This window comes from Facklamia sp. P12945 (genome assembly GCF_050409485.1).
Lineage (GTDB): Bacteria > Bacillota > Bacilli > Lactobacillales > Aerococcaceae > Facklamia.
On sequence record NZ_JBNUPJ010000004.1, the window covers coordinates 1 to 21,486 of the forward strand.

Here is a 21,486-nt window from a genome sequence, read left to right on the forward strand (position 1 = left end):
ATTGTTTGCGTTTCTGAGTAACTGTCCCGCGTTTCACTTTTGTATGAATGGTCTGAGGTGAACGTCCGAGTAACCGAGTGATTGCTCGGTTTGAGCCATGTGGAGTCTGCTATTCTATGTCTGTGTTGTTACTACATAGATTAGCAGACTCACTGGCTCTTTTTCTATTTTAAATGGCTAAGTTCATTTTACAATTCTCCATCACATTTAATTTTTAAAACTTAATCTATATTTATAAATATAATGAAAGAAACAACCGAGGACAATTAATCCGCGGTTGTTTTTTATTTAATATTTCTTCTGTATTTTCTAAAATATTCTATAGCCACACCCAAGCCATACCCATATTTATAGCTAAAACATCTCTTCATATACTTACAATGTATAAGCTTTTAAAGCCGGAATATTCATAACAAAAACTAATGAATTTTATAACTTCATGAGGTCATCTTTACTTTTTAATATTCAACAATAAAGTCTTAAGCGCTTAATAAACTATAAGAGTGGAAGTTTAAATTTTGTATTGATTCTAGAAACTTCTAACTGGCTATTTTATATCAGAATAGTACATTAGTTACATGAAATTTTACATCAATCAAAAACATTTTATCATCAATTTTTTTAGGTGATCTCTTTCTAAAATCCACCCAAATTTGTCAAAAATTTAACCTAACTTATATAAAAATTAACCCCCTATAAAAAGATTCTTAAACGTTTTGAACGTCAAGGAAACTATTCTTATAATATTCTCTATTTTGCTTTTTCCAACTAAACCACACACTCCACATGTAATTTTTAGGTAATTGGTCATTAAAAACACAGCCTTATAAAGACTATTATATCAACATTATTTAAGGTATTATATCATTTTAAAGCACTCTCTAAATAATAGTTAGGCTGTTTTCCTTTCTAATGTTTTTGTTATTAAGATTTTCATAGTCATTACATTCACTCATAACGATTTCAAAAAGGGTAACTATATATTTCTTTGACCCTATCGAAAAGAAAACGATAATCATCCCTTTCACTTCATAAAACTTTATCTATAACTTACTAAACTAAGTCTAAAAAATCATAGACATGATCTGGCAATAAGATTGCACCCTCTCTTTTATTATATAGATCTTGCAATTCTTGATTTACATTCTCTTTGTTAAAGTCTTGTCCAATACTTGGATTCCATTCGCATAACCTTTTAAATTCTTTGCTATCGGGTGTTTTTGATAACTCACGAAGATTCTCTAGTCCTCCAACACCACCACAATCTTCGGGAATATTCTCACCTTTAGAAGCAACCACCTGAGGAAAAATGCCCCCATTAGCTACATCTTCTTTCATCAAAGTAATCTTAAATTCCCAATTATCTCCAAAATCATAGGTATAATTGATTGAACTATATTCATATAAATATGGGAGAACAAGTGTTTTTTCAGCGTCTTTTTTTATAAGGTTAGCTATTGCATCACTAAAATCATAATCACGGTTAATCTCTAAATCAATCTCTAATTGAGTACCATATTTTTGGAAACTAAATAAATGTCTATCTTCCAAACCAAAAGCACATTGAATAAAGCAATGTAACTCAAAAAAGGTCGTCCTATCTGGCACAATCATATTTCTCCAAATAGCAGGATTTTTAATCCCTACCAACTGTACTTTTAACTGAATCATCATCATCTCTCCCTTTCTTTTACTAAGTCTTTTTAAACTGTAGTTAAAATCCTGCAATTACATAGTTACTTATTTCATAGTGCATTATTATAAGATTAACTACCTTTACTAAAGAAAACGTTCTAGTGAGTCTGCTAATCTATGAAGTATCGACACAAATTTAAAAAGAAAGACTCATTTTTATGGATGTAACAAAGCGGTTCTTATAATCCAGATGTTTAATCTGCTTTCAAACCAATTATACTACAAATTCAGTCCTTTGAATATGCTCGACCTATTAAAACGGCTTTAAACACCTTTATCCGCTATAAAACTATGTCGCTAATGCTATTGAACTACCTTACTCCAACGCCAAACTGGAAGCAACTAACAAACTCATCAAAGATATTAAGCGAAATGCCTTTGGCTATAAAAACGACTCCCATTTCAAAAATAGAATTCTTTTAATATCAAGATTATATGTGTCAGGAAGAAATCGAGTAGGAGGCTAGCCATTAGTTGACTAGCCGACCTCTCACACCCCCGTACCTACGGTTCCGTATACGGTGGTTCCCTAGTTTACACACACTTTAGTATAATAGCCGAGCATTGACAGGTAGCCTGGCTTAGCTATTTCTTCTTTGGTTAGCACTGAGTTTAGCATTAGTGCAGCTCGCCACGTGGCTTTTCTGCAATTCGCCATTTCATGCACTTTTCAAAGCGGTATCCCAAATTTCTTTATCCTCTTGTATCTTGTTCTGACTTTCTTCCACTGTTTCCAGTATATTTGCCTTACTCTTCTCCTAAGCCATTCATCCATACATTCCAGCATGGATTTCATATCCGCCATTGAGAAATAATTTATCCATCCTGCGATAAACTTGTTCCGTTTGGATTTCCTTACTGCATTTGACCCTCCATTACTTCTAGATGTTAGCCTTTTCAGTTCACTTTTCATCTTATCTATTGACTTCTGATAAACCCTAACCCTATATTCCCCTTTTGTAATATAGAAGCTATAGCCTAGATACTTAACTTTCGTTATATGTTCTACCTTGTTTTTATTTCGATTCACTTTTAACTTCAGCTTTCCCTCTATAAATGGCAAGTTATTTCTTAAGGTTCTTTCTGCACTTCGTTTACTCTTGCAAAATATCATCCAATCCTCTGCGTATCTTACAAATCTATGTCCTCTGTGTTCCAGTTCCTTGTCCAGTTCATTAAACATGCTATTACTTAGTAGTGGACTTAGATTTCCACCTTGTGGCATTCCTACCTTCGTTTCTTCATATTTTCCCTCGTTTATTACGCCTGCGTTCAAGCATTTATGGATTAGCGCTATTACTCTACCATCTTTTATAGTTCTTGATAGTATTTCTATTAGCTTGCTTTGGCACACCGTATCAAAGAACTTTTCCAAGTCCATATCTACCACCTACTTATAGCCTTCATCTACATTCTTCTTGCATGCTTTCAGTGCGTCGTGGGTACTTCTTTTTGGTCGAAAACCATAACTATTTTCGGAAAATTGTTTTTCATAGATTGGGCTTAATACTTGGGGGATCCCTTGTTGTATCAGTCTATCTATTACCGTCGGTATTCCTAACTTTCGGTATTCCCCTTTTGTTTCTTTGGGAATTTCTACCCTTAATACGGGTCGTGGCTTGTATTTGCCCGTTCTTAACTTCTCGAGCAGGCTGTCTTTGTTATCTTTGAGATACGGCATAAGTATAAATCTAGCTCTAATTCTAATTGCTCAAACGAATTGTTATGCTCTAGTTGTCCTGTGCTAGAGATAGCATAAGGGTTAGTGTGCTTATTATTTGTCATTTTTAAAGCCCTCCTTTTATTGCTAGGGCTTTTTTTTGCCTCTTGGTAGTCCTCAATCGTCATGTCTTGCGTCTGTTTATTAAAGTTATCTTTAATGCTTTCTTTTATCTTATCAAAGGTTTGATTAAAGCCCTCTAAGTTGTCTATGTCTAGTAATTTCTTTTTACTTGTTCGATAGATGCTGTTAAATTTCTTTCGGTCTGTGCGTTTAATTTTATCTAGGTTAGTAAATTTAGAGATAGCGATATATATTTCTTTTTCGTTTTCTTTCGCTTCGCTCCAATCTTTTTTAGGGTTCCTCGTTGTTATATATCTAGCTAAAACCTCTGACTGCATAGCTAAGTAAGTATAAGGTCTGCTGTCTAAAGGTGTTTCTTTGGATTTGTTGAGTATAGCTTTGCTATCTATGGCCTTACCTATCATCTCTAGTAAGTCTTGCCATGCATACAAAGTAACTAGCGACTTTATAATAAACTCATAAGATTGACCGATTGCTTCTAAATCTTCTTGCTCTGTATTTTTTAATAAATAAAAATCGTCAAACGGTTTTTCACTTGCTTTTTGCCGTTCTTCGTTTAATAGGATATTGACGAAATTATAAGCCATACGCCATGAATTAGCGTCTAAGTTTTCCCTTAATAGTTTTATAGAGTCTTGCAAATTGTCTAGGCTTCCTGCGTGTTTTGAAGTCTGACGTATAATTTCATAGTCTTTGTGCAACACCTCGCTATATGCATTCATTAAAATTTCATATGTGTTTTTATGTTCTAAAAAATTGCTAGGTGTATAATTTACCGTTGTTAAACACTTTTCTATCTCATCTATGTCTAAGCCTGTTAACTCGTCTTTAAACTTTAGCAAAGTATTGTATAATCTAATTTTTTCTATAAATTTTAAAATATCAATAAAGGAAAAATAAGGATAAACTAGCTATTCTGCTTCTCTTACTAAAGAACTTTCTATCATGTGCTGCTTAGAGATAGTAATTAAAATATTTACTCTAGTATCTGCGGGTATATCTGCATCAAAAGCTATTTCTCCTACTTCCTTAAATTTTATAATATCATCTTCAGTTATCATAGGTTAGCCTCATTTCTAAATGGTGGTATAGGTTGTTTCTCAACTTCCGCTAATACTAATTTTCAGAAGTTACTTTTTATAAATAGAATTCTTTTAATTTTTTATATTCTATAATATCTATATAAAAAATTATTTCGTCTATATTTTCATTTGAGGAACTGCAATACAGCATTTTAAATTTTGTCCCATGTTTTCCAAACATATTTAATAACATTAAAGATAATATATTAAAATTATCTTTAATCGTTATCATTTTAATGTCATTTCTTTCTTCAAAAGAAATAGAGTGTTGATTAATTTGCATAGATTTTAGAGTATCTCTAAAGCCTTTTATAAAGGTATCTTTTTCCATTTTTATGTTCCTTTCTTAAAAAATTTGTCATATTTTATAATGTCCTCTTGGTGTTTCAGCGTAAATTCTCTGCCTAAATCGTTCATAATATCGTTTATGCTCGTTTGTTGAATATAGGCTATCTTGCGTAAGTCCTCAAAGATAGATGGGTAAAGCAATAAGTTAGTGCGCTTGCTTTTTGTTTCTTCGGTGCTCTTAGGCCTACCTATCTTGCTTGCTGGGGCTTGCTTGTTCCGATTGCCTCTTATAAGTGCCTCTGCTGGGTTGTTTGCTGTAAAATCTTTCATTCTATCCGCTCCTTATATAAATATTTCGATTTCTCTAGTTGTCTGCCCGTTCTCATTCTCACTTATTTCTCTTTTTATAAAGCCGTTAGCCTCTAAGGCGTTTAGTGCTCGGTTGAGGGTACTATAATCAAAATTAAGAGCTTTTATAAAGTCGGTATTCGTGATACTTACCCTGCTTGCGCCCTCTGCTTTTAGATAGATGTATATCATTACCAATTTTTGTGTGCTGTTAATCTCTTTTGCGCCAAAGATGCCGTATAAGTCGTTTGCTGGTGTTGCTTCCATGTATAAGCCTCCTTTAAATTGATGCGCCTATTTTATGTCTAACTCGTCTATAAAGGCTAAATAGTCCGCTGTAACGTTTGCTTTTGGTGCATAGGTAAATAAGTCATCTCTCATGGCCTGCGCTTCTTTAACGGCTATTGCTTCCCGTATTCTCGCATCAAAGACTTTCGTATTAATCATGCTTGCGGTGTTTTCTAGCATCTCTGTTAGTTGCTGGGTTAGTATGGTTCGCTTATCGTATCTAGTTATCAAAATACCCGCTACTTCTAGCGCATCATTGGTATATTTGCGTACCGTTTCGATCGTCTGACTAAGCTGGGCTAAGCCCTGTATGCTGTAAATATCTGCTTGTGTCGGTATGATAACCTTGCTTGCGCTCGTTAATGCGTTTATTGATAGTGTGGATAGGCTAGGGGGTGTATCTATAATAATATAGTCATACCTTGCGCTTAATGTGTCTAATGCTTCTTTTAGTCGGTACTCTTTGCCTAATTCGTTTTGTAGTTCATGTTCTATCATGGTTAGGCTAGGTGTTGACGCTAAAACGTCCCCCTGCTCTGTGGTTGTGATTGTATCAAGCGCCCGTTTTCGCTTGGTTAATACTTCGTATATACCTGCATCAGGCGTATCAATCCCCATTCCATAGGTTAGATTGCCTTGTGGATCTAAATCTATAAATAAAACGCTATGGCCTTTGTGTCTGATTGCATTCCCTAGTATCTGGGCTGTAGTGCTTTTAGCTACTCCGCCTTTTTGATTGATTACTGCGTATATCTCTGCCATAAAATACCCCTTTATCTAAATAGTGTTATTTATAGTATTTTCTAGTGTTATGAAAAAACAATTTTTACTATAAAAAAGAAAAATATTTTTAATGTTATGTACAAATCTGGAATTGCTATTAAAAGGTAAAGAAATAAGTTAATCAGTATCCTTATTGCATCAAGCGCTAAAAAAACTTTCCTAGCCACCCTTTCGCTTTCTGTTGGTCATACGGCATAGGGTCAACCATTTCAAACGGCACGCGTATGGGTCTCAGTCCACGCATAAACCCTGTTAACCGTTGTAAACTTCGTCACCCTTTTCTTTTTTCCGCTTGTCTTTTTCTCTCTTTGATTTTTCTTAATCTAATACCGTCGTTATATCGATTAATCGCCATTTTGTTCTTCTCCTATAAGTTTTATAAATTTTCGTTGTCCGTTATTCGGATAGCGTATTTAACCAAAAATAGATTTTCCAATTCTCGCCTCGCTGTTATTCTTTTCTCGCTCTAAATGGTGTAGGTATATCATTGTTGTCCCTATGTTTTGATGCCTTAATAATTGCTGTGTTTCTTCCAATGTACCCCCGTTTAGTAAGTTTAACGTACCAGCGGTGTGTCTTAGGCTGTGTGCTGTCAATCTATCGCTATTAAAGCCTGCGTCAACTAAGGCCGTTTTAACTATTCCGCTTATGCTTCGAGTTGTCATGCGTTTGCCTGCGTTGTTGTTGCTGGTTGATGCGAACAAGGGCACTTTAGCGTCTGCTTGCCCTCTGGCGCTTAAATAAGCCCGTATAGCTTCCTCTACCTCTGGAATAACCTTTATATACTCTGTTCTATCGTCCCTGCCCTTACCTTGTATATATAAGGCTGTACTGTCTCCGACTGCTCGCATATCTTCAATATTAGCCCTACTGACCTCTATTGTCCTTAGTCCGCCTGTTAGCATCAAAGCTACAATAGCATAATCTCTAAGCCCTTTTAAATCGTCTGTATTGATGCGACTTAATACGCTACCTGCTTGCTTGCTGGTTAGGTAGTCCTTTTTGTGGCTCTTAGATATTTTAGCCCCTTTAACACCTTTAGCTATGTTAGGGTATAAGCCTTTTGCTTCGGTAAAATTAAAAAGTTGGCGTATGGCTATGATGTAGTTTTGTATGGTTGATGCCTTTTTGCCGTCTTCTAGCAAGGTTTGCCTATACCTTAAAATATCTTCTCGTTTCGGCTGTGTTACGCCGTTATCATACATAAATTTAATGAATTGCTTGATTGCTCGTGTGTACGTTTTGATGGTGTTTTCTGATGCGTCTATATAATTAATAAACATATTGTAAAACTCGCCAAAATCGACATTATTTGCCGTTGTGATAGGGTTGTTGTTTGTGTGTATAGTTTGTATATCATGCATATTATTACCCCCTGTTTAGTATAGCTTAATTTGCTCTAACTTCCGATAACTTTTTTATTTTTTTATAAAAACGGGGCATAATACCCCGCCTAATCAATGTTATATGCTTCTTTTATTTTATTTTTTAACGTTTGATGCGTGGCTGTATCGTTTAAAATAACACCTATAAGGTCAATCGCATCAACTAAAGCCTGTTCTATTGGTTTATCTTTGTTAATGCTCTTTATAAGTTTAGAGGTTAGCAAATTACTGCGGTTATACCTCTTTAACTGGCGTTTGTATGCTTCCCTTATAAATAGCGCCTGCTTCTTGGCGTCTGTTGTCATTTTAGGCTCTTTCAAAAGGCTCTCGAAAGGGTCTGGAGGGGCTGGTGTGGTATCCCCCCCAAATTTTATTAGCTTGTCATAATCAATTTTATCTGTCATTTTATGCCCTCTAATATAATTTAAGCTGTTTTCTTATTTCTTCGGTATCTGCGTGTATATCATAAGCAGCCATGAAATAATCTCTAAAATCGTCTAAGTCTTTAGCGTTTTGAGCTTCTTCCATTAATATAATTTGTTCAGCTTCATAACAGGCTATTAAAAAGTGCAGCTCTTCGATTGAGTAGTTTTTTTCTTTTAACTGCTTTATTCGTCGGCTTCGATATTTGTTTACTCTTTCTAAAAAAGTCCCTTTATTATTTTTAATTAATTTAAACATTTCAAATTTCATTTTTAATTCTCCTTTTTATCTATCCGTTTTGAGTAATATACTTTTACCTTATAATTAGTTATACTGCTGTATGGTTCTTTAAAACTTTCTAGTATCTCAAGGTTAGGTCATCTTTAATAATATTTATCAAACAGTCATTTAATCTCTGGGCTATTCGCTTAGTGGTTTTTCTTTATTTATATCTGTGTCACTCTGTGTCTGTCCTTTTTTAAAGCATTAAGATAATTCTGGTTGTTCTTCTTTTATCTGGTCTGATAAATCAAACAAAATACACGCCACCTCGTCTAAGTCTTTTAAGATGCGCTGGTTGTAGTGAAACTGCGTATCTTAAAATCTTTTCATAATGTAAACTACATACTGGTAGTCCTTCTCTTTAATCATTGATAAAGCATCTATTTGCTGTTGATATAGTTCGATAACTCTCATATGGTCGCATACGTTTTGTGCCCATTGCGAAGCTTGTTCGTGTGTTAGTTTTTATTCTTTTTCCATTGGTTTGTTTCTCCCCTTATATGTGTTATAATTGGGGTATCTAAATAGTGGTATTTAACGTACCCCTTAGCCTGTGAGTAGTGCCTCTACTTGCGGGCTTTTTTTATTGCGCTTTTAGCACTTCGATTGCTTCTAATACCCTTGCTTTGCGTTCTGGTTTTAATGGTGTTCTTAGCCACAAAACAAGCGTACCTGCTGTTATCCCAATTTGCTGTGCTACCTGCCAATGGTTTAAGCCAGCGTCTTTTATCTTTTTCCTAATCGTTTTATTGGCTTTATCCATAAGTTTCTCCTTTCTTTGTAAGTTTAGTACACAAGTTATTATTCAATTACTATGTGTATAATAATAACACTGATGCTTATTTAAATCTATATAAATAGGCGAGTTTTATCTAATTATTATGTGTATAGTAAAATGTTGCATGTTAACAGCCTTATAATTACCTAACGCTGGTATATATGTAGGGTACGGGTGCTAATTACGCTTTAATACTGTTTCGTAACCTTTGTAAAATCTTGGAATGTATATTTGCATACCCCTATATTTAAGGCTTTATTTTTTTATGCTTAAAATTTTTAAACGGCTTTATATCAACGATAGTTTGGCGTGAGAAAATATGTACAGTACGGCGTGAAGTTCGGCCGACAGACGGGAGGGTGAGGTATGCCCCGTCTTTTATATAACCGTACCTCGATGGCGGCTCTTTTATCGATCGCATCTCCTATGCTTGTTGAGATATGTTGAAACTCTTATTGTTGGAATATGTCGGACAAAACACTAAATTTCGCAACGTTTCGAACTTTTAAAAGATGCGCTTATACTCTGCCCGCCTGCCCTGTGATGCGCCTTTGTTTTTATGGAGTTATCAGGTTTTAAATATTTGCCCCCCCTCTCACGCGCGCGCGTATATTTTTTCGGAGTCTTCCCCCCCTCCCCGTTGTCTGGTTCCCCGTGGTAGGGGCATTTGATTTCATGGGGGGTATTGTCCACTTTATTAGCTTGGGTAGTACCGCATCATTAATTAATCATTATCGTTTTATAACTAAAATGTGCGACGTCGATTTTTAAAAAATATATGGACATCATTTATTGGCTTATATTTGCGTTCTGTGACGTTTTAATATTTTATGTATAGAGTTTTTTACATGTTCTTAGTTAAAGCTTCTGTAACGTTAATTATTTAACCGCACGAGTGCATCAAGGTACTTACTATTATCTATAAATATTATTGCCTTTACTTTGAGTCAATCTACCCTCATGCCTCGCTTGTTATTTATTAGTCCTATATCTCGCTTTATAGCCGTTTTAATTGCTTGGTTATATTAAAACACTAGGGCATAATAAAAAGCCCTAAAATAGGGCTTCAGACTGTTTTATCAGTGTTTATTTTATCTGTTGCTCGTTCGTCATAAGGCGCTAATATCTGTAAGAAGTCAATAATCACTAATGGCGGTTCTTTTTCCCACTTAATATGCTGTGCTACTGCTTGCCTTATTTGTTTTGCTCCTACATCCCCTTGCCCCTCGTGTATAAAGATATGCTTAGCAAAGTTCTCGTATTCTTTAATACCCTCTGCAATGATTTCCTTTTCTTCGCTTGTGTAGTTCTTCCAAAATCTACCTACCGTTATACCCCTAGCGCTCTTAGCATTTTTAATTGATGCGCCTTTAGCTATCACTTGCTCATAAGTTAAGCGTGATATTGTCTTGGCCATGATTTCGTGCCTGCTCATCTCTAAACTAAAAATAAGTACGTCTTTGCCTTGTTTAGCTACTGCATCTGCAATCTGTAAAGATAGGGTAGTTTTTCCTAACGAACTGATAGCACCGATAACATAAAGCCCCTCATAAAAGCCACCATCTAAATATTTGTCTAAGTGTTTAAAGCCTGTTGATATGCCTTTCTTGTTATCCTTGATAATTCCATCAATAAAACTAGGTAAATGATGCGCTGGTGACGTTCTGGCGTATAACTCGGTTATTTGTAAGTCTCTATCCGCCTCTGTTAGTGCATCTAATATTTTTGTAGGTACATTGTTAATATCGTACTTTTCAAGGTCTATTTCGCCTGCATCGATCGCCTTTATAATGGCTTCGTTCTGGTTTCGTGGCGCTTGTTGGGCTGGTGATGTTCTATCCATAAAATCAAGTTGCCCCTTATCATTGTTATGTTTTTTATACTCTGCCTGTACTTTCGCATCATTCCTGCAAAGTTCTATCATAGCTTTTTGACTTGGTAAATCTTTGATAGCTGTATCTGTTATGCCTGCATCTAACTCTCCAAACTTATGTATCCTTACTAAATCAAAGGCGTTATTATTTCCATGTGCGGGGTCTGTGTCATGTTCAGAGTATAAATAACTAGCTTCGCCAAAATCATGATATACTCTTGCGCCGTCTGTACTGCTTCCGCCCGTCCACGAATAGCGCTCTGTCCTTGTGTTGTAAGTATATGCTTCGGGTATAAACTTGCTTATAGCATCATGGATATTATAGGTGCGGTTAAATGCGCCAATATAGCCGTTTTTCTTGTGAGGGTCGGTTATATCTCCACTGGGTCTAGTTCCTGTTACGTCTACCTTTGCTTGTTCTTTAGGGTGTAGGTTCCATTCCTGCGCATAATCGGTAGTAGAGTATTGGCTTAATACTGCTTGTGTATCTATTGGCTTACCGTCTGCCCATTCGCATATATACTCGCCATTTTTAGGGGTTGTAGGGTAAAACATGGCTCTGGCTGGCTCAAACGTTGAACTGTCTAAGGCTTCCATATCCTGCGGGTTAATACCTGCTATATATCTTGCTATCGCCTCATATTCTTTAGGGCTTACCTCTTTGTCTAAAGGCATTAATAGTCTAAATGCTGGGGTGTCTGCTAAATGCGAGTGAGTAGTATATAAAATAAAAGCATAATCAGAAGCATTTAAACGGTCTGTTATATCGTTAAAATGTTCTGGTGTTCCGTTGTCAAAGTCAAAGGCTAATAACGTTCTTAGTAGTATATTTTTATTATCTCTGTTTAACCCTGCTCTTGGTTCATTGACTGATAGCCACCCCCTACAAAAGCGCCTCTTTTATTCTTATGACTTAGTTTGTATTCTCTTTGCTCTGCGTATTTTTTGCTATTTTTGTCATATTTCGCGTGATAGCTTTCTACGGTGTCTGTGGTAGCATATTTATCTTTAAAATCTTTTATAAAGTCGTTCCAATCGACTAATTTATTTTCATAACTATTAGCTATTCTTACGCTTGGGGTTGTTGCTATTTTAATTTGCATTGTTTTGCCTCTTTTGTAAATAGTTTTTTTAATACCTCTGTTTACTCTGGGTACTTTTTTGTAGGTCATTTTTGTCACTATCCATTTTTTAGGGGTGCCATTTCTGCCTATTTTATCTTTTTAGGGTGTGCGTTTTGTGGTCTTTTCCCTTTTTAGGGACTCCAATTCTTCATTTTTGTTTATGTGTGTTAGCTATCACTCCTTTTGCGCTGGCACTGGTTTTATACTTACCTTTTCATATCTCCCCTTTTACACTTTGTTTACACTCTTTACTCTTGCGCCTTTAGATTACCTTTGTTTTCGCATCAATTTGCTACACTTATTTTAAATTCGTGAACGCTGGGGCGGTGTATAGGTTATCTAGATTAATTGATGCGACTACCTTTTTGCCCCCGCTGTCGCTGGGGTTTTTTTTCTTGCCTTTATATTAAGGCCTGCTCGCCTGCCCTAGCAAGGGCGGGCTAGGCCGTCTAAGTATACTTACATGTACTTACGTATACTTATGGTCGGTTTTTTTAAACACTGTAAATCGTTGGTGCTCTAAGGATAAGGCGTGTTTTTTAACTCGTTTAACTTGTGCTAAATGCCGTAGGTACTTGTGCTAAATGACGGGGGTGTTAAATTGCATACGCTTATTTTATTACAATGTATACAAAACCACTAAATTACTGTATGTATAATAAACAGGCCAAAAATTACCCGCTAAAATCAAGCGGGCTAATTTAAGGCTTTGTTAAAAGGTGTATATTGAATTATAAACCCTTCAATGGCTCTGCTACCGTCTAATTTGTAAATATCGTAGCCTTTAATAAATTTCATTTTTTTCCATTCGGTCAATATGTTTTCGGCATTATCTTTAAGAGTCCGTCTTTGGTTATAGGTAGGGTTTGTTTTGCCAACTTCTTTGCAAAGTGTATCTAGTTTTATCTTATTGCCTTTAACTTTGTTGCGGTTGTTGCGCATAGCTAATATGCGGGTAGCTAAGGCGTTCCTTAGTAAAGCATCATCAAAGCCTTTGCCATTCTCTAATAACTCGCTAGGTATAAGACTGATTAAGCCGTTATTAGGGTTTAAATGTCTAGCATACATTAATAGAGGGGGCTCGCTTTGTATTTGATAGGTATCTGTTGCTTTACCGCCGTTAAATCTAGCGTATACCCGCTTTAAAACGATCAAATTTTCATCAATAATAAAACTTTGTAAATCGCGAGGTATAGGCCGTTTGAATATTCCTGCCCATTCCGCTGTTGCGTCTATAACTATTTTCGGAAAATTGTTTTTCATAGATTGGGCTTAATACTTGGGGGATCCCTTGTTGTATCAGTCTATCTATTACCGTCGGTATTCCTAACTTTCGGTATTCCCCTTTTGTTTCTTTGGGAATTTCTACCCTTAATACGGGTCGTGGCTTGTATTTGCCCGTTCTTAACTTCTCGAGCAGGCTGTCTTTGTTATCTTTGAGATACGGCATAAGTTCATATACACTCATCTCATCGATTCCGCTAGCTCCCTTATTGGATACTACTCGCTGATTGGCTTTATTCAGATTTTGTCTATACAGTATCTTCTCAAGTAGCCCAGCATCACTAAAGTTTGTGTCGATATGCTTTGTTTCAGTAATCCTCTGATAGGCGAATGCTCTTGGCTCCTCTTTCTGTTCCGCAGATCCCCTCCCCAAGTAGCCCTCTGTTTCTTTCTAAGGTTTTCTATTCTTGTATCTATCATCAGTTGCATTCATTTTCTTCATATCTCCTAAAGTTCACTCCTTCCCCATTCGGCTTAAGCCGTCGGCTACTATGACTTCTGCTGACTTCTTACAGTTCGTTGTTACTATAGATTTCTTACTCTGTTTCCACCTACCTGTAAGACCTCCCCAGGTAAGAGCACACTCTTTCACTCCATATATCTGCCACATTTACTGTATTTATTCCCGAGTAGTTATTGGACTTTAACTTGTCTAGCAGCCTTATCCATAAGTACAGCCTGATGTGATTTCTGTTCGTCAGACCGGAGTTTTGCCTACACCTTCCTTCAGATTCCACCTCATGATGGACACCCTTGGTGTTCGGCTATGTCTTTCCCACTACTAGGGCAGACTAGGGACTTTCACCCATTAGATTGTGCCCATGCTGGGCACACAAGAAAAAGCCCCCTTGACTGCTAGCTCAATGGGGCTTTACGAGATACTCCAATTTAAATCATCTTAAAATGTTTTAAAGCCTCCTTAATTGCCTCTTCTTTTTCAGGTGGACAATTAGGTGCTATAGGATTTTCCTTCTTTGAAACATTATAATTTTTACCAACTTCAAGTCCACATTTCTTCTTTACTTGCGATATATAACGATTAGATACTTTCATGCCGTGTTTCTTCATAACATATTCTTTAATTTCTTCATAAGTAGCCTTACTTTCAGATGCTGTTACATCTAACTCGTCCATATCTAATTTCACTTTAATACATTGGTCGATATCTAGTTTGGACAATAACGCTACCGTCTCCACATGTGTTGTATGCGGAAATTGATCCACCGGCTGAACAGAGACCAATTCATAACCAAAGTCACGTAACCAAACCAAATCCTCTGCTAAACTATTAGGGAAACAAGAAACATAAACAATTTTATCCGTACCAAATCTTCCAATCGCACGCATGACTTTTCCACCGGCCCCAGAACGAGGAGGGTCTAATAGTAATAAGTCAGGTCGTCCCCACTCGGTTTCCAAGCGCTTCAAGCCATTTCTCGCATCACTGGTCATAAAGAAGGTATTGTCTAAGCCGTTATCAATCGCATTGCGAATAGCTGATTGAATCGACTGGTCCACAATCTCAATACCGGCTAAGTCTTTAGCCTTTTCAGCTAGGGGCAAACTAAAAGTTCCCACCCCGCAGAAAAGATCTAAGACGCGCATTTGATCATTGACCTGGGCGAATTCCAAGGCTAATTGTACCAATTTCTCCGCTTGGACAGGATTGGCTTGGAAGAAGGTCTCCGGCCAGATCCGATAGCGAAAGCCATTTAATTCATCATTAATATAATCGCGCCCATGAAGAATAAACGTTTCGTCGGCTTGAATCCGTTCCGTCGCTTCCTTGTGTAGCATCCATTGTAAACTAACTAATTGATCGAAGCGTTTGCTTAGCCGCTGACTCAAATCATCCACTGCCTCTTGCATTTGACTAGGTGCTTCAGTGGCATAAATCACTACCATCAACTCCCCGGTGACAAAGGATTGACGCAATAAGAGATTTCTCAAAAGACCTTTTTGAGTCTGTTTGTCATAATAGGATAATTGATAATCTTTTTGCCAGTCGGCGACTACTTCTTTTACCCGGACAAATAGTTTAGGAGCAAGCACCGAATCTTTCATATCGATAATTTTGGTGAAGTTACCTTGTTCATGCATACCGATAGCCCCTTCAGCTCCGAAGCTTAACTCCATTTTATTACGATAACGGGTGGGATCATCCATCCCAATAATGGGTCGAACACAAGCCGGATCGAATCCTTGGCTTGCTAAATGGTCCTTTACTTCTTGGGTTTTATAAGCTAACTGAGCTGGATAGGTCATGGAAATTAATGGCGTTCCCCCGGCATTGGCGTCTTTGAGCGGAATATCAAGATTACGATCAGGACTGGCTGCTAATAATGCATCAAACGGTACGACTGCTTGCTTTCTGCCCTTGGCATTAGGTACCGTCACCCGAACTCTATCCCCTGGAACGGCATTGGGTATAAATAATTTCAAGCCCTTTCCATTCGACCCACGGTCTGGCGCATGGACATAACGGGCATAGCCATTTCCTTTATGGTCTAACTCAGTAATTTCAACTTCCAATACTTCAGTCGGAAATATTTCTTTTTTCATTCACTCACTCTTTCTACTCATCATTTCCTTTAACAGCTTTCTGCTTTTTCTTCAACCATTGCGAATAAGAACCAGTGTATAACTTTCCTTCAATGCCTATTTCATCTAAGGCTAATAAATTGCTACAAGCGGTTACGCCCAATCCTCAAGACACCATGAGCTCTTTGTCTTTAAGGTCTTTGAAATGAGCTTATAAACTTTTCTGGGACCTCATATACCCCTTATCATCGTACACCAATTCGTAATAATATGACTTGGCATGCGGAATGTGACTCGCCTCATCATATAGTGGCTCCTCAAGTCCTAAATAGTGGTCATCGCCACTGGCTTGATCATTTCCCAGTGTTACATTTATAAAAAAAGCTTTTGGATACTGGCTAAGTTCATCAATTTCAATAAAGCGCTTCATTAAATGCCTCTTTTCTTACTACTTTAAGCTAAGTTTTGAAGATTGTTCCTATATTATATCATGAATGAATAGACATTCCTTGGCTACTTCTAAGTCTTGTAGTAGACAATTAAAATAAGACTCCTATCGATAGAAGTCTTATTTTCTATTTAAATGAAATGCTTTAATAATTAAATTTAAAAACCTAACCTTTCCTCTTCCTAAAATCCATCTTCCTCATAGCCGTTGCTATTGGGATCCATCGCATTGATACTCGCTTGTATAAGAGATTCGCTGCATTTTTTGCAGTAATATTCTTCAAACTCAGGTTCTGAACCTTCCCAGTCAATTTTAGACTTGGAAAACTCTTTCCCGCAATAAGAGCACTGATATTTCTTAGCCATAGCTTTTGCTCCTTATAATCAAAAAATTTATTTTGATTATAAAATATGCCTACTTTCTTGTCTATCAAATTTATTTGTATGACATAAATTTTGATATTTAATTTCCCTAAATAAAAATTAAGAGTCCTTTGATCATTAACAAGGACTCTTAACATAACTTTGTTATAATTTTGATTATTTGCCTATTTCTGCATCATCTAAATTAGAATCATTTCGTTCTCCAATCTCTTCTTTTGCAAAAGGAGCAACTTGTGGCATAGCAGGTAATTCACCATTCATAATATAAGCAAGCTTTACTTGTTTAATCGTAAGATTAAGGTTGGCATAATCTGGATTAGGATTTGGAACGATTACCATACCTGAAAATATTTGAATACTTGATGGGTTTACCCCATAGTAATTACCTACAAAATTTTTCAATTGTTCCATCGAAATTTCTTTGGTAGTTTCATCTAGTGAAGAAACTTCATTTTCTGAATCTACGCCATCCTTCTGATTAGCAAGTTCTGGCAATGCCTCTTTATTTTCCATCGCTGCTCTTGCTTCAGACTCTATAATTAATACATTCTCTTCTCCAGAAGCTGGCGTCACTATATATCCAAAACCTTTTCCGTACTTAACGGACTTAGCAGCCTTACCATAGTAGTTTTTAATATATTCAATGACCGCTTGATGGCTAACTCCTTTATTAGAAGGAGTTTCTTCAACCACTTCATCCTTTTCTCCTTCAACATTTTCTTTAGTTTCTGGCAAATCATTTGAATCTGTTTCATAGGCTTCTGTTACGTCAATCTCATCGATCACTAAATTAAGATCACCAACTTTGATACGACCATTAAAGATAAACATATCAGATGGCTTAACTTTATAGCGCTGAGCGACATAGACTTTCTTTTCAAAAAGTGGATCTTCTATTGTTTTTACATCTTTTAATGAGACTTGATCATATTTAATTGGTAATTCTATGTCATCTAATGGTATCTCTACTACTTTATAGAACTTCGTTAAAGCATAAATGGTAGCATCTTTACGCCAAACATCAATGTAATCCTTATTACGCGATACTTCACTCATTTTAAGCGTAATCAATTGAGTTTGATAGTCTTCTTCCGAGGTGAAGTTAGACTGCTTTAATTCTGTTGGAATTTTATCCATATTCGCTGTATGTGAATGATTACCGTGCGGAATAATCACTTCGTTACCGTTGACTTCCAGATCTTCAATGGCTACACCATTTTCCAAAGAAATATAGGCCAACTTGGCTGCAATTTCTTCTGCTGTATATTTACTTTCTTCTGCTGCATTAATGTTTCGCTGATTGATAAAGTCAGCAGCTGCTTTCAATTCACTGTCGTCTAAATCACCAAAAGGAATAAAGTGAGTGTGTCCTTCATGCTCAGCTGTAAGCCCCTTTTTAGAGTAGTTCAAAATACTTTCTGGTGTGAAAACATAGCCATCATCCGTTGTATATGTTTTACCGTCCTTACCCTTAGCTGACTTCTTATAATTTTGAGCTAAGAAATCAACTTTTCCATCTGCTTTTGGTTGATCTGGTTGGCTAGGCTTTTCAGATTGACTTGCTTGGTCTAATTCAGCTGGTTTTTCATTATCTGCTTTATCAACTTGTGGGTCTTTTGGCTTCACAGCGACTGATGGACGTTTGCCTAATTTCATTTCTGCTAATTTAATTTCTAGATCTGATAGACTTGAACGTGGAATAACATGGAAGTGGTCACCATGAGGTAAGACGAAGTCTCCCTCAATCTCATCTGTTACGAGTTCCGGGTCAAAGACCAAACCATCAGATTCAGTATGACGTTGGTTGATTGGCAAAGCATAGAGTTTGGCTAATAGGCGCTGATATTCTGAATTTGTTTGGTTTTTATTACCTTGATCATTTTCAGTTGGCTTATCAGCTATCTTATCAAGGTTTTGAGAAGGTTTTTTATTACTTGGCTGATCAACTTTGTTATCTTCTTTAGCTAAACCAAATTCAGCCAATAAATTACGTTTAATTCCGAATTTCTTTTGAATATAAGCTTGTGTTTGGGCTAATTCTCCTTTGTTTAAGTGAGCAAAAGGAACAAAATGGAAGTGACTACCATGAGCAGCAATTAAACCTGTATCCGTTACCTTAGTAATGGATCCCACTGAAAAGACATAACCATCATCCGTTGTGTAAGGACCTTTATGATTAACAACTTTGTCATGAATGATCTGATCAACCATTCCTTTATCAGCTGTTTTACTGTTGCCTTGTGAAATTTTTCCACCTGATAGAACAGCGTTTGCAATCATTATTTCTTGAGGCGTTAAATCTGACTTTGGAATAAAGTGGAAGTGGTCACCATGGGGAACAATAAAGCCATTGCCTAAATCTTTTATAACGTCATAAGGGTTAAAGATATATCCATCATCCGTTACGTAAGCTCCACTAGAATTGCGGTTACCTGATCCACCCACTTCACCAGCTGCTATGGTGTTAGCTACATCTTTACGCACTCCACCTGCTTGTTTAAAGACCTTTTGACTGTTGGTTACTTGAGCTTCAATATCTTGGAAAGTTCGGATATTATCAGCTTGGGCCCGATCTTCAGGAGCTATGTAAACTTGGTACTGATCTTCTAGCTTTACAATGTATCCATTCTTAATTTCTGCGACCACATCTTCTTGGTCCAATTGATAATCTTCAGGTGTTAGGAGTCTTTCAGAGAAAACAGCCTCTGGATCAAGGTCACCATAGAAAACATGTAAATCAAAAGCGTGATTGGTTACAAACTCTTCTTCGGTTAAATAGACAACAACATGCTCTCCTTCAATCCCTTTTTGATCTGCTACTTCTTCAGGACTGCGTTCTAATTCATAAGTAATAATAGCCTCTTCGCCAAGTTCATATTCTTCCATCAAATCATAAATAGCCTTTGCATCGACAGGATCCATACTGTATGACTGTAGTAACACTTCTTCTAAAGAACGAAGATTTTTAGCTTGATCTGGATTTTCTATATAAAGATAATATTGGTCATCTACTAAAATAATTTGCCCTTCATCCGTTTGACTAACAAGATCCTCTTCATTAAATTGATAATCTTCAGGGGCTAAGACTCCCTCTGAAAAAATAGCATCACTAGGAACTGCTCCATTGAAATAGTGATAATGATCACCGTGAGAAGTCACATAACCTTCCCTATTGATTTGGACAATAATTTGCTCGCCCGCAATGCCTTCTTCCATTGAAATTTCTTCCATAGTGCGGTTTTCAGTGCTTGAGACATTACTTGGCTTTTCTCCATCGCTACCCTCAATATAATTAATGAATGAATCTTTATCATCTTGAGCGTAGATTGATTTAATTGGTTCATGCCAACTTAAAAGTGTCAATAAAGCGGCGGATGACAAGAGTATTTTAGATGGTTTCATTTATTTCTCTCCTTCTTCTTGCAAAACTTTTAACAGTCTTTGTAAATTATTTTCTAAATTAGCTAGTAAACTTAAATCATTATGGGGATCCGCTTCTAAGGGATCCAAGACTTCTACCTTAGCTCCAGTCTCTTGGGCTATTAATTGTGAAGCTTTATCTGAAATATTCGGCTCGGTAAAAATGGTTTTGACTTGATATTTTTCCACAAACTTTTTCACTTCTTGCAATTGTTTCACACTGGGCTCTTGTCCAGACACACCTGCTATTCCCAACTGTGTTAAGCCAAAGCGTGTGGCTAAATAAGAAAAGGCTGTATGCTGAGTGACAAAAGTCTTTTGCTTGAGCTTTTTAAAAAGTGAGGTGTATTTATCCGTTATAACCTGAGCTTGCGTTCCAATACTTTCTGCTCTTTGCAAATAGTAATCTTTATTATCTCTATCCACTTCCCCTAAGGCTTGAGCAATCAACTTTGCTTCTTCGCCTATTTCAATGGGATCTAACCAGGTATGTGGATCATAAAGGGTTGATTCATCTTTACCCTCCATCAATTCTAGTTTTTCTAGACCCGGCACTTTCTTCATAGCTAATCCATTCGAAGCTTCAATAATAATCACATTAGATTTCTCTTGCTTTTCGACATTGTGCTTAATTTTTTGAGCCCAAGATTCTAAGATATCTGAGTGATAAACAAAGATATCAGCATCATAAATGGCCACCACATCATTAGCCGAAGGCTCAAAACCATGAATACCATTCGCTGAATTAATCATCAAAACAGGGTGTTTATCGCCAACGATTTCCTTGGTTAAGGCATACATTGGATAAAAAGAAGTGACTATTTTTCTTTCTTCTTCTGCTTTAACAGATTGAATTGAAGAAATATTCACTAAAGAGCCAATAATAAGACAAAGAACTAACCACCATTTTTTTGTTTTTGCTTGATACTTCATACGATCTCCTTTTTTAAATTTATCTGCCTAAAGATAAATAGTAATTATTATCATTTTCAAAATGAATATTACCGTCTTTCCTTTTTCCTGTCAACAAAAATTTTTGTGTTTTTTTATTTTTCTAAATTTTTGCATAAAAAAAGCCTAATCTTAAAGGATTAAGCTGTCTTAAAATTTTTGTTTAAAGTGAATAGGCATACATAAATTCATCCCGATATCTAAAGCCCTCTTTGGTTGGTAATTTAATACGTGTCTCATTGATAAGCTCGAAATGGAGGTAATCATAAAAACGGTAATTGCAATCCGTATCGGTGATTAAATAAA

At 36.4% G+C, this 21,486-nt stretch carries 20 protein-coding genes and 3 pseudogenes; 1 reads left to right on the top strand and 22 read right to left on the bottom strand.

What is annotated here, in order from left to right; all coding sequences use genetic code 11:
* Positions 1-94, bottom strand: a pseudogene (locus ACQV2X_RS01990) (helix-turn-helix domain-containing protein); the annotation flags it as partial.
* Between the two features lie 959 nt (positions 95-1,053).
* A complete protein-coding gene (locus ACQV2X_RS01995) occupies positions 1,054-1,671 on the bottom strand; it encodes a plasmid pRiA4b ORF-3 family protein (RefSeq protein ID WP_428884974.1) in 618 nt (205 codons plus the stop codon).
* Between the two features lie 279 nt (positions 1,672-1,950).
* On the opposite strand from ACQV2X_RS01995, the pseudogene ACQV2X_RS02000 reads away from it, so the two are divergent.
* Positions 1,951-2,162 (top strand): annotated as a pseudogene (locus ACQV2X_RS02000) (transposase); the annotation flags it as partial.
* A gap of 203 nt (positions 2,163-2,365) precedes the next feature.
* On the opposite strand, the gene ACQV2X_RS02005 reads toward ACQV2X_RS02000, so the two are convergent.
* From ACQV2X_RS02005 to ACQV2X_RS02100, 20 genes and pseudogenes are all read right to left on the bottom strand, one after another.
* Positions 2,366-2,608: a group II intron maturase-specific domain-containing protein gene (locus tag ACQV2X_RS02005; RefSeq protein ID WP_428894209.1), complete on the bottom strand. Its 243-nt coding sequence runs from the start codon at positions 2,606-2,608 to the stop codon at positions 2,366-2,368.
* 69 nt (positions 2,609-2,677) lie between these two features.
* Positions 2,678-3,376, bottom strand: a pseudogene (locus ACQV2X_RS02010) (reverse transcriptase domain-containing protein); the annotation flags it as partial.
* Positions 3,331-4,221: a hypothetical protein gene (locus tag ACQV2X_RS02015; RefSeq protein ID WP_428894188.1), complete on the bottom strand. Its 891-nt coding sequence runs from the start codon at positions 4,219-4,221 to the stop codon at positions 3,331-3,333. The gene ACQV2X_RS02015 and the pseudogene ACQV2X_RS02010, both read right to left, overlap by 46 nt.
* Before the next feature lie 189 nt (positions 4,222-4,410).
* The gene (locus ACQV2X_RS02020) at positions 4,411-4,560 is read right to left on the bottom strand and encodes a hypothetical protein (protein ID WP_428894189.1); all 150 of its coding nucleotides are present in this window, start codon (positions 4,558-4,560) and stop codon (positions 4,411-4,413) included.
* Between the two features lie 76 nt (positions 4,561-4,636).
* Complete coding sequence (locus ACQV2X_RS02025; RefSeq protein ID WP_428875045.1) at positions 4,637-4,912, bottom strand: hypothetical protein; 276 nt, start codon at positions 4,910-4,912, stop codon at positions 4,637-4,639.
* 2 nt (positions 4,913-4,914) lie between these two features.
* The gene (locus ACQV2X_RS02030) at positions 4,915-5,199 is read right to left on the bottom strand and encodes a hypothetical protein (RefSeq protein ID WP_428875044.1); all 285 of its coding nucleotides are present in this window, start codon (positions 5,197-5,199) and stop codon (positions 4,915-4,917) included.
* A 12-nt stretch (positions 5,200-5,211) separates the two neighbouring features.
* The gene (locus ACQV2X_RS02035) at positions 5,212-5,484 is read right to left on the bottom strand and encodes a MarR family transcriptional regulator (protein ID WP_428875043.1); all 273 of its coding nucleotides are present in this window, start codon (positions 5,482-5,484) and stop codon (positions 5,212-5,214) included.
* A gap of 27 nt (positions 5,485-5,511) precedes the next feature.
* On the bottom strand, positions 5,512-6,267 hold the full coding sequence (locus ACQV2X_RS02040; RefSeq protein WP_428894190.1) for a ParA family protein: 756 nt from the start codon (positions 6,265-6,267) through the stop codon (positions 5,512-5,514).
* Between the two features lie 434 nt (positions 6,268-6,701).
* Entirely contained in the window at positions 6,702-7,652 is a 951-nt protein-coding gene (locus ACQV2X_RS02045; protein WP_428894191.1) for a tyrosine-type recombinase/integrase, read from the bottom strand.
* An 89-nt stretch (positions 7,653-7,741) separates the two neighbouring features.
* Positions 7,742-8,077 (bottom strand): hypothetical protein, encoded by a 336-nt coding sequence (locus tag ACQV2X_RS02050; RefSeq protein WP_428884982.1) that lies wholly within the window; start codon positions 8,075-8,077, stop codon positions 7,742-7,744.
* A gap of 10 nt (positions 8,078-8,087) precedes the next feature.
* The gene (locus tag ACQV2X_RS02055; protein WP_428875038.1) at positions 8,088-8,366 is read right to left on the bottom strand and encodes a hypothetical protein; all 279 of its coding nucleotides are present in this window, start codon (positions 8,364-8,366) and stop codon (positions 8,088-8,090) included.
* A gap of 595 nt (positions 8,367-8,961) precedes the next feature.
* Positions 8,962-9,141 (bottom strand): hypothetical protein, encoded by a 180-nt coding sequence (locus ACQV2X_RS02060; protein WP_428893150.1) that lies wholly within the window; start codon positions 9,139-9,141, stop codon positions 8,962-8,964.
* Positions 9,142-10,222: 1,081 nt separating this feature from the next.
* A complete protein-coding gene (locus ACQV2X_RS02065; protein WP_428894192.1) occupies positions 10,223-11,704 on the bottom strand; it encodes a DnaB-like helicase C-terminal domain-containing protein in 1,482 nt (493 codons plus the stop codon).
* 170 nt (positions 11,705-11,874) lie between these two features.
* Positions 11,875-12,132, bottom strand: coding sequence for a hypothetical protein (locus tag ACQV2X_RS02070; protein WP_428873530.1), 258 nt, complete (start codon positions 12,130-12,132; stop codon positions 11,875-11,877).
* Between the two features lie 717 nt (positions 12,133-12,849).
* Entirely contained in the window at positions 12,850-13,416 is a 567-nt protein-coding gene (locus ACQV2X_RS02075; protein WP_428875036.1) for a hypothetical protein, read from the bottom strand.
* Between the two features lie 909 nt (positions 13,417-14,325).
* Positions 14,326-15,999 carry a 23S rRNA (uracil(1939)-C(5))-methyltransferase RlmD gene (gene rlmD / locus ACQV2X_RS02080; protein WP_428894193.1) on the bottom strand — a complete coding sequence of 558 codons (1,674 nt, stop codon included), beginning with the start codon at positions 15,997-15,999 and terminating at the stop codon, positions 14,326-14,328.
* Between the two features lie 190 nt (positions 16,000-16,189).
* On the bottom strand, positions 16,190-16,408 hold the full coding sequence (locus ACQV2X_RS02085; protein WP_428892654.1) for a hypothetical protein: 219 nt from the start codon (positions 16,406-16,408) through the stop codon (positions 16,190-16,192).
* Between the two features lie 200 nt (positions 16,409-16,608).
* Positions 16,609-16,791, bottom strand: a complete 183-nt coding sequence (locus tag ACQV2X_RS02090) for a hypothetical protein (RefSeq protein ID WP_428873527.1) — start codon at positions 16,789-16,791, stop codon at positions 16,609-16,611.
* A 174-nt stretch (positions 16,792-16,965) separates the two neighbouring features.
* Positions 16,966-20,211: a pneumococcal-type histidine triad protein gene (locus ACQV2X_RS02095; RefSeq protein ID WP_428894194.1), complete on the bottom strand. Its 3,246-nt coding sequence runs from the start codon at positions 20,209-20,211 to the stop codon at positions 16,966-16,968.
* Positions 20,212-21,162 carry a metal ABC transporter solute-binding protein, Zn/Mn family gene (locus ACQV2X_RS02100; protein WP_428873525.1) on the bottom strand — a complete coding sequence of 317 codons (951 nt, stop codon included), beginning with the start codon at positions 21,160-21,162 and terminating at the stop codon, positions 20,212-20,214.
* Positions 21,163-21,486 lie beyond the last annotated feature (324 nt).

Coding starts and splice junctions, on each gene's coding strand:
- ACQV2X_RS01995 (WP_428884974.1), bottom strand. CDS start 1,671: ATGATTCAGTTAAAAGTACAGTTGGTAGGGATTAAAAATCCTGCTATT.
- ACQV2X_RS02005 (WP_428894209.1), bottom strand. CDS start 2,608: ATGAAAAGTGAACTGAAAAGGCTAACATCTAGAAGTAATGGAGGGTCA.
- ACQV2X_RS02015 (WP_428894188.1), bottom strand. CDS start 4,221: ATGAATGCATATAGCGAGGTGTTGCACAAAGACTATGAAATTATACGT.
- ACQV2X_RS02020 (WP_428894189.1), bottom strand. CDS start 4,560: ATGATAACTGAAGATGATATTATAAAATTTAAGGAAGTAGGAGAAATA.
- ACQV2X_RS02025 (WP_428875045.1), bottom strand. CDS start 4,912: ATGGAAAAAGATACCTTTATAAAAGGCTTTAGAGATACTCTAAAATCT.
- ACQV2X_RS02030 (WP_428875044.1), bottom strand. CDS start 5,199: ATGAAAGATTTTACAGCAAACAACCCAGCAGAGGCACTTATAAGAGGC.
- ACQV2X_RS02035 (WP_428875043.1), bottom strand. CDS start 5,484: ATGGAAGCAACACCAGCAAACGACTTATACGGCATCTTTGGCGCAAAA.
- ACQV2X_RS02040 (WP_428894190.1), bottom strand. CDS start 6,267: ATGGCAGAGATATACGCAGTAATCAATCAAAAAGGCGGAGTAGCTAAA.
- ACQV2X_RS02045 (WP_428894191.1), bottom strand. CDS start 7,652: ATGCATGATATACAAACTATACACACAAACAACAACCCTATCACAACG.
- ACQV2X_RS02050 (WP_428884982.1), bottom strand. CDS start 8,077: ATGACAGATAAAATTGATTATGACAAGCTAATAAAATTTGGGGGGGAT.
- ACQV2X_RS02055 (WP_428875038.1), bottom strand. CDS start 8,366: ATGAAATTTGAAATGTTTAAATTAATTAAAAATAATAAAGGGACTTTT.
- ACQV2X_RS02060 (WP_428893150.1), bottom strand. CDS start 9,141: ATGGATAAAGCCAATAAAACGATTAGGAAAAAGATAAAAGACGCTGGC.
- ACQV2X_RS02065 (WP_428894192.1), bottom strand. CDS start 11,704: ATGCCTTTAGACAAAGAGGTAAGCCCTAAAGAATATGAGGCGATAGCA.
- ACQV2X_RS02070 (WP_428873530.1), bottom strand. CDS start 12,132: ATGCAAATTAAAATAGCAACAACCCCAAGCGTAAGAATAGCTAATAGT.
- ACQV2X_RS02075 (WP_428875036.1), bottom strand. CDS start 13,416: ATGAAAAACAATTTTCCGAAAATAGTTATAGACGCAACAGCGGAATGG.
- rlmD (WP_428894193.1), bottom strand. CDS start 15,999: ATGAAAAAAGAAATATTTCCGACTGAAGTATTGGAAGTTGAAATTACT.
- ACQV2X_RS02085 (WP_428892654.1), bottom strand. CDS start 16,408: ATGAAGCGCTTTATTGAAATTGATGAACTTAGCCAGTATCCAAAAGCT.
- ACQV2X_RS02090 (WP_428873527.1), bottom strand. CDS start 16,791: ATGGCTAAGAAATATCAGTGCTCTTATTGCGGGAAAGAGTTTTCCAAG.
- ACQV2X_RS02095 (WP_428894194.1), bottom strand. CDS start 20,211: ATGAAACCATCTAAAATACTCTTGTCATCCGCCGCTTTATTGACACTT.
- ACQV2X_RS02100 (WP_428873525.1), bottom strand. CDS start 21,162: ATGAAGTATCAAGCAAAAACAAAAAAATGGTGGTTAGTTCTTTGTCTT.